Origin of the sequence: Pseudomonas sp. PB106 (genome assembly GCF_009764645.1) — a bacterium.
Lineage (GTDB): Bacteria > Pseudomonadota > Gammaproteobacteria > Pseudomonadales > Pseudomonadaceae > Aquipseudomonas.
Window position 1 is genome coordinate 1 of the sequence record NZ_RWIM01000091.1, and the last position, 6,959, is coordinate 6,959.

Here is a 6,959-nt window from a genome sequence, read left to right on the forward strand (position 1 = left end):
CTCGCGATAGCGGTGTGTCAGTTAGCAATGATCTGACTGATCCACCGCTATCGCGAGCAGGCTCACTCCTACAAGGGTTATGGGGTATCCGGCTGATTGGCGGGATGGGCCTTGATGAACGCCGGGTGCTCAGCCGCCAATGCAGCAACGCGGCGGATTTTTGGGTACGCCTCCAACGAAACATTAAAGCGCTCAGCCGCATACAACTGCGGAATCAGGTAAACATCAGCCACACACGGCCACTCGCCAAAACAGAAACCCTCGTCGCCAATCAACTGCTCCACCGTCGCCAGCCCCTGGCCGATCCAGTGACTGATCCACTCGACCACCTGCGGTTCATCCTGCCCCGACTGGCGCAGGCGATTGAGCACGCTGACGTTGTGCAGCGGGTGCACATCGCAACCGATCACCGCCGCCACACCTCGCACCTGCGCGCGCGCGACGAGGTGTTCGGGCAATAGCGGCACCTGTGGATAACGTTCCTCCAGGTACTCGATGATCGCCGGCGACTGAATCAGCAATTCGCCGTCATCAGTGCGCAATGCCGGCACCCGGCCCTGTGGGTTGATCGCCAGATACGCCGCCTGCCGATGCTCGCCACCAGGCGGTGCGATCAGGTTGACCGGCAGCGCCTGATAGTCGAGCCCCTTCAACGCCAGCGCGATGCGCACGCGATACGAAGAGGTCGAACGGTAGTAGGTATAGAGATCCATGAACCGCTCCCGTCAGCGCGCCGCCAGCACTTTGCCACGGCATTCGCCGAAGCCGATCGACGCAAAACCGTCACGGGCACAACGTGCGCGCAGGATGATTTCGTCGCCGTCCTCAAGGAATTTACGCACTTCGCCGGAGGCCAGTTCGATCGGCTTTTTGCCGCCCTCGGTGATTTCCAGCAGGCTGCCGAACTGACCGTTTTCCGGGCCGGACAAGGTGCCCGAACCGAACAGATCACCGGCCTGCAACTGGCAGCCGTTGACGCTGTGATGCGCGACCATCTGCGCGACGGTCCAGTACATGTAACGGGTGTTGCTCAGGGTCAGGCGATGGGCTGGAAGGTTCTGCTCGCGCATGGCCTCGGTCAGCAGCAACACTTCCAGTTCGATGTCGAAGGCGCCGCCATCCTGATCACGCTGATCGAACAGATACGGCAGCGGCTGCGGATCGCCTTCAGGACGCTTCGGTTGTGCGCTGCGGAACGGCGCCAGCGCTTCCGCCGTCACTACCCAAGGCGAAACGCTGGTGATGAAACTCTTCGACAAGAACGGCCCCAACGGCTGGTATTCCCACGCCTGGATATCACGCGCCGACCAATCGTTCAGCAGGCAAAAACCGGCGATGTGATCGGCGGCATCACCGATGGCGATCGAATCGCCCATCTCGTTGCCCTGACCGATCCAGATGCCCAGTTCCAGTTCATAGTCCAGGCGTGCGCACGGGCCGAACACAGGCTCAGTCTGACCGGCCGGTAGCGTCTGACCTTTCGGGCGACGCACGTCGGTGCCGGAGGCACGCACGGTGGAGGCGCGACCGTGATAACCGATCGGCACATGCTTGTAGTTCGGCAGCAGCGGGTTATCAGGGCGGAACAGTTTACCGACGTTTTGCGCGTGCTCGATGCCGACGTAGAAGTCGGTGTAATCGCTGATGCGTGCCGGCAGATGCAGCTGGCAATCGGCGGCCAGTGGCAACAGTTTTGCGCCTTGGGCTTCGATGCTGCCGCGGTGCGTGCTGCCTTCGCTGAACAGTTCCAGCAAGCGCTCGCGCAACGCAACACGAGCGTCGCGACCCAATTCGAAGAATGCGTTCAACTGGCCGCCATGCATGGCTTCCACTGCACTGCGCGCGGCGCCGTCAAACAGCCCGGCTTCCAGCGCCACTTGCATATCGAAAATGTGTTCGCCAATTGCCACACCAGCGCGCGGCGCCGAATCGTTGAGGCTGAACACACCCAGCGGCAAATTCTGCAGTGGGAAATCGGAGTGGCCGTTGGCCGAAGCGACCCAACTGCGGGTGATGGAATTCTGCGTCATGGGTTATCTCCGGGTCGGGTCGAACGTGGCGGGCAGCGTGGCCCAGCAGGCGTCGTAAGTGGATTGCAGTTGCGGGCAGTCGAGGGCGAAGCGGCTTGGGCGCAGCACTTGGCTGGTCTCGAACATGAAAGCCATGGTGTTGTCGATCTTCGCCGGTTTGAGTTCGGCGTTGATCGCTTTGGTGCAGGTCTCGCCATCCGGGCCGTGAGCGCTCATGCAGCTGTGCAGCGAGGCGCCGCCGGGCACGAAACCTTCTGCCTTGGCGTCGTATTCGCCCTGGATCAGGCCCATGAATTCGTTCATCAGGTTGCGGTGGAACCACGGCGGACGGAAGGTGTTCTCGGCAACCATCCAGCGCGGCGGGAAGATCACGAAATCGAGGTTGGCCAGACCGTGCACGCTGGTCGGCGAGGTCAGTACGGTAAAGATCGACGGATCCGGGTGATCGAAACTCACCGTGCCGATGGTGTTGAACCGGCGCAGATCATATTTGTACGGCACGTTATTGCCGTGCCAGGCGACCACGTTCAGCGGCGAATGATTGAGCTCGGTGGCCCACAACTGGCCGAGGAATTTCTGCACCAGCGTGGTCGGTTGTTGCAGGTTTTCGTATGCAGCGACCGGAGTCAGAAAGTCGCGCGGATTGGCCAGACCGTTACTGCCAATCGGCCCCAGATCCGGCAGACGCAGCGGCGCGCCGTGGTTCTCGGCGACGTAACCACGCGCCTGCGGATCCAGCAATTCAACCCGGAACTTCAGGCCGCGTGGCAGCACGACGATTTCCAGTGGCGCGACTTCCAGCACACCCAATTCTGTGGCGATACGCAGGCGACCGAATTGCGGCACCAGCAACAGTTCACCGTCGGCGTTGAAGAACACTCGCTCCATCGAACGGTTGGCGACATAGTTGTAGATGCTGATGCCGGACGGTTTCTCAGCGCTGGCATTGGCCGCCATGCTCACCAGACCGTCGATGAAATCGGTTGGCTCTGCGGGGATCTCCAGCGGATTCCAGCGCAGGCGATTCGGCGTCACTTCTCCCAGCGGCCCACCGGCCAATTGCCGCTCCAGTTTGACGAAGGCCGGATGATTGGCCGACGGCTGAATGCGGTACATCCAGGTACGCCGCGCTTCACTGCGGGTCATGGTGAACGCGGTGCCGGAAAACAATTCGGTGTAGAGACCGTACGGGGCTTTTTGCGGGGAGTTCTGGCCGACGGGCAGCGCGCCGGGCAATGCTTCAGTGCTGAATTCGTTGCCGAAACCGGACTGATACGTCAGCGCCTGGGCGGATGAATCGAGGTTCATGGAGCCTCCTGAACAGGGAGTCGGCAGTGGCCCATCGCTCTGGCTCAGAGGTTTCGGCACGCCGGGGTTGTTATTATCGTAATTCGATTACGCATAACGTAATTTGCTCGCTATCCAGCGTCAAGCTATAAAGACGCCCATTCGTTTCGGAACCCGGCCGCATCATGGAAAAAACCAGCGACAGTAACGGCAAACAGAAAGTCCGCTCCGCCGAAGTCGGCACCGACATCCTCAAGGCCCTGGCCGAGTTGTCGCCCTCGACTTCGCTGTCGCGTCTGGCCGAGCACGTGCAGATGCCCGCGAGTAAGGTCCATCGCTATCTGCAGGCCTTGATCGCCTCGGGCTTCGCCGAGCAGAACCCCGCCACCAACCATTACGGCCTCGGTCGTGAAGCATTGCGCGTGGGTTTGGCCGCCCTCAACAGTATGGACGTACTGAAAGTTGCCGCCCTGCCCTTAGCCGAATTGCGCGACGAACTCAACGAAACCTGCTTTTTGGCGGTGTGGGGCAATCAGGGCGCAACCGTGGTGCACATCGAACCAGCGGTGCGTGCGGTGACCGTGGTGACGCAACTGGGTTCGGTGTTGCCACTGCTCAGTTCTTCGACGGGATTGGTGTTCAGCGCGTACCTGCCGCATCGGGAGACCGATGAATTGCGTGAGCAGGAAATCCTTGTCGCTGATCATCCGCTCAAGGACGAAAAAGCCTACACAACGCTGTGCGAACAGATCCGCGAACGTGGTCTGCATCATGTACATGGCTTGCTGATGCCGGGTGTGGATGCGCTGTCGGCGCCGGTATTCAACGCCGTCGGCCAGATCGCCGCCGTACTGACCATCGTCGGCCCGACTTCGCTGTTTCACGCCGACGAACACGGCCCGGCGGCGCAGCGATTACTGGCTGCGTCGCGGGCCGTGAGTTGGCGGATGGGCTTTCAAAGCGACCGGGGTTGACGGTTATGGGTCACAACAACATGGTTTTGCTGGCGTCAGACTCGGGCCCCTGAAGAATTTCCTCAATGGCTTCGAGGACTCTGGCGTGCAACCTCGGCACGCCCGTCGCCTGCGATATGAATTTTTCAGCGGTGTACATGTTCCCTAGCAGGCGAACGACCGTCAGTCCCGCTTTCCCGGGATTAACATGGCTATAACCCGCTTTGCCGAGGGCCACCAACTCGATGAGCGCATTCATGAAATGATCTTCAGCGATTCCGTAATGCTCGTTCTTGTAGGCTTCGATTCCTTGCACCAGGTTTTTGGCAAACAGAAAGCTACCCATCGCCACCCCGACGGGGGGCACGAGTACGGCAACAGCGGTGGCTGCGGCTTCAACGGCTCTGAACACCAGTTTGAAGATGATCTCGTCAAGGCTGGTGGTCTTTTCATCAACATCGGACATTGTGCGGTAGATCAGATCGTCATAGCTGCTGCCTAAATCCAGAACACGGCTGTCACGCCGCAGTTCGATCCCTTCATTGAACCCGGATAATTCCTCCATATCCCTGACGTAGGCATTAACGACGGCGTTGTCCGTCTCACGCGTTCGCTCCAGCAAGTACTGACCAAGCCCCTGCGACTTGATCGCCTTGAGGAATTCGACATGCGGTCGAACAAGCCGCCCATCCGGGGCATCAGGGGTAAAAACCAATAAATCGGTTTTTTTATCATTGACCAACCTGAAGACGAACACGCCTACGATCAGTTTCTTGCGTATATGCAACTTGAATGCTGCGTTGTAACGAATGTCATGCGGGTACTCGCCCAAGGGATGAGTCGGTCGACGATCCGCTTTTTGCAGGTTATCGATCACCTCACTGAGTTGCTGGTATTGCTCTTCACTCAATCGGTTCTGAAATCGCTCCTGCAAGATCCCCACCTTCATTTGTCGACGCAACAACTCTTTATGGATGCTTCGCTTGAGGGCGCCTTGCGGATTGGATTTGTCCAGAATCGAATGGAGTACTTCGATGTACTGCTCGCCGGGACGCAGTGTTCTCGACCAACCGGCGAGATCCCTGATGTCCAGTTGATTGAGCGGTGCATGATCATCCGTCAAGATGAAGTGCGGATATTTGGGTAACTCGCCACGGACTTCCTTTACATACATCGATGTTTCACTGCTGATCAGTTTCGTCAGGGTTATTTCCTGTCCTGGGTCAAGGACAACAACTATGTGGTCCGGATTGACCGCAATGCGCTCACCGCGCTCGAGCAACAGTTGCTCAATGCGCTTTTTTATCAGATCGAAACAAAACGCCTCATACGACTCAAAGCCTCCCTCGCGCATCGCAAGTGTCTGCAAGGCCTTAAGCTCGCATTGAGTGCGGATAAACGTTTGACGATGCGCCATTGGGGCGATGCAGTACCCGTATGGCGTGTAGACATTCTCCTGATCCGCCAGCCAGCGGGTGCTGTTAAGTACAATGGAGGACAGGGATTGCTGCGACTTTTCCTCAGGCGCAACGGTCGTGACCTTCTCCCACAGGTGGGGCAATCTTTGAAGTTTGTGCAGGTAATGATTGATGACCACGCGATCCGCCGCATGGGCGCGCCAAATCAGGTATTCCCGGCCTTTCGCTTGCTTCGTCCAGTCAGCCAACTGAATATTCAGTTGATGCATACTCGAGCACTCGTACCAGTTCTGCCCTCCTGGTGAAGTCGGTGCATACAACAGAAGATCGGTATCGCTACCCACAACACATAACTCATGAAGGGCTCGTGTCTCGCTCAAAAGCCGCAACCCATTGATAGTGGCGAGCTTGTCTCCGTTGACGGCTTGTTCTATTCGATGGAGATTTTCGTCGCTGCTGATGTGGCCCTGTTGGCGGGCGTCCATTGCACTGAGCAACATTCGATTTCGCTGTACGTCCTCCAGCGCGCCAATGAGCGCATCACTGCTGGAGAGCAACACTCGATATTCATAGCTTTGGACCACTCGAACATCGTGTAACAACACACTGTCGAGCCACAGTTGATTCAGTCCTGCAGGCAGTCCAACGCCTTGAAACGTTACTTGGGCTCTATGGTTTTCGTCATGCAGTCCGTAGATGAAATGGTCGGTCAGGGAGCGAGTGTCCTCCTGAACGATCACGCGCCCTCCCACTTCGAATTCATAACGCGAGATACATTTGATGTCATCGGCATCCGGGGCCTCATCAAATGTATCGATTAACAGTTTGTTGGCGCTGTACCGTGCAAACTCCTTTAACGAATTGAAATGCCCCAGCACTTTCCTCAATGCCACTTCGCTATCGAGCAAGCGCGCCTCCTGCTCGAAATACTCATAGCGTTTGATCGGTAAAGTACTATCCACCCACTGCGGCTGAAGGGTTTCGCGCTTCCCTATTTCTGCCAAGACAATAGTCATTTCAACACTCCAATAACAAGTCGATGGCTGAATAAATATCAGCCTTGCCATTCACAACCTACTACTGGAAAAGCAGACACCTGCAGCGAATGTTCGACACTCGATATTTCTTTAGAAAACAACTTATTACCGTAGATATAACTGGTAAAAACAACGTCACTTTCCGCCCTGAAAACCACATCATGTCTTTCAGGTGAACAAAAGCGTTGAAATTGCGCCTGCCACAAAAATGGCCCGGCGACGCAGCGAATAATC

Annotated in this window: 6 protein-coding genes; 1 reads left to right on the top strand and 5 read right to left on the bottom strand. The window is 57.4% G+C overall.

Features of this window, described 5'->3' with window-relative positions:
• Positions 1–77: 77 nt before the first annotated feature.
• From maiA to hmgA, 3 genes are read right to left on the bottom strand one after another with little or no spacing between them, the layout of a single operon-like run.
• Positions 78–713 (bottom strand): maleylacetoacetate isomerase, encoded by a 636-nt coding sequence (gene maiA / locus EJA71_RS12125; RefSeq protein WP_158957099.1) that lies wholly within the window; start codon positions 711–713, stop codon positions 78–80.
• Between the two features lie 12 nt (positions 714–725).
• The gene (gene fahA, locus EJA71_RS12130; RefSeq protein ID WP_158957101.1) at positions 726–2,030 is read right to left on the bottom strand and encodes a fumarylacetoacetase; all 1,305 of its coding nucleotides are present in this window, start codon (positions 2,028–2,030) and stop codon (positions 726–728) included.
• A gap of 3 nt (positions 2,031–2,033) precedes the next feature.
• The gene (hmgA, locus tag EJA71_RS12135) at positions 2,034–3,338 is read right to left on the bottom strand and encodes a homogentisate 1,2-dioxygenase (protein WP_158957103.1); all 1,305 of its coding nucleotides are present in this window, start codon (positions 3,336–3,338) and stop codon (positions 2,034–2,036) included.
• Between the two features lie 164 nt (positions 3,339–3,502).
• On the opposite strand from hmgA, the gene EJA71_RS12140 reads away from it, so the two are divergent.
• On the top strand, positions 3,503–4,291 hold the full coding sequence (locus EJA71_RS12140) for an IclR family transcriptional regulator (protein WP_158957105.1): 789 nt from the start codon (positions 3,503–3,505) through the stop codon (positions 4,289–4,291).
• A 10-nt stretch (positions 4,292–4,301) separates the two neighbouring features.
• On the opposite strand, the gene EJA71_RS12145 is transcribed toward EJA71_RS12140, so the two are convergent.
• Positions 4,302–6,704 carry a dermonecrotic toxin domain-containing protein gene (locus tag EJA71_RS12145; protein WP_158957107.1) on the bottom strand — a complete coding sequence of 801 codons (2,403 nt, stop codon included), beginning with the start codon at positions 6,702–6,704 and terminating at the stop codon, positions 4,302–4,304.
• Between the two features lie 38 nt (positions 6,705–6,742).
• The coding region (locus tag EJA71_RS27425; protein WP_218576482.1) for a hypothetical protein at positions 6,743–6,959 on the bottom strand (217 nt) is incomplete at its 5' end.

What these genes read in the sequence shown, in the direction of transcription:
- hmgA (WP_158957103.1), bottom strand. Translation starts at nt 3,338, where the DNA reads ATGAACCTCGATTCATCCGCCCAGGCGCTGACGTATCAGTCCGGTTTC.
- maiA (WP_158957099.1), bottom strand. Translation starts at nt 713, where the DNA reads ATGGATCTCTATACCTACTACCGTTCGACCTCTTCGTATCGCGTGCGC.
- EJA71_RS12140 (WP_158957105.1), top strand. Translation starts at nt 3,503, where the DNA reads ATGGAAAAAACCAGCGACAGTAACGGCAAACAGAAAGTCCGCTCCGCC.
- EJA71_RS12145 (WP_158957107.1), bottom strand. Translation starts at nt 6,704, where the DNA reads ATGACTATTGTCTTGGCAGAAATAGGGAAGCGCGAAACCCTTCAGCCG.
- fahA (WP_158957101.1), bottom strand. Translation starts at nt 2,030, where the DNA reads ATGACGCAGAATTCCATCACCCGCAGTTGGGTCGCTTCGGCCAACGGC.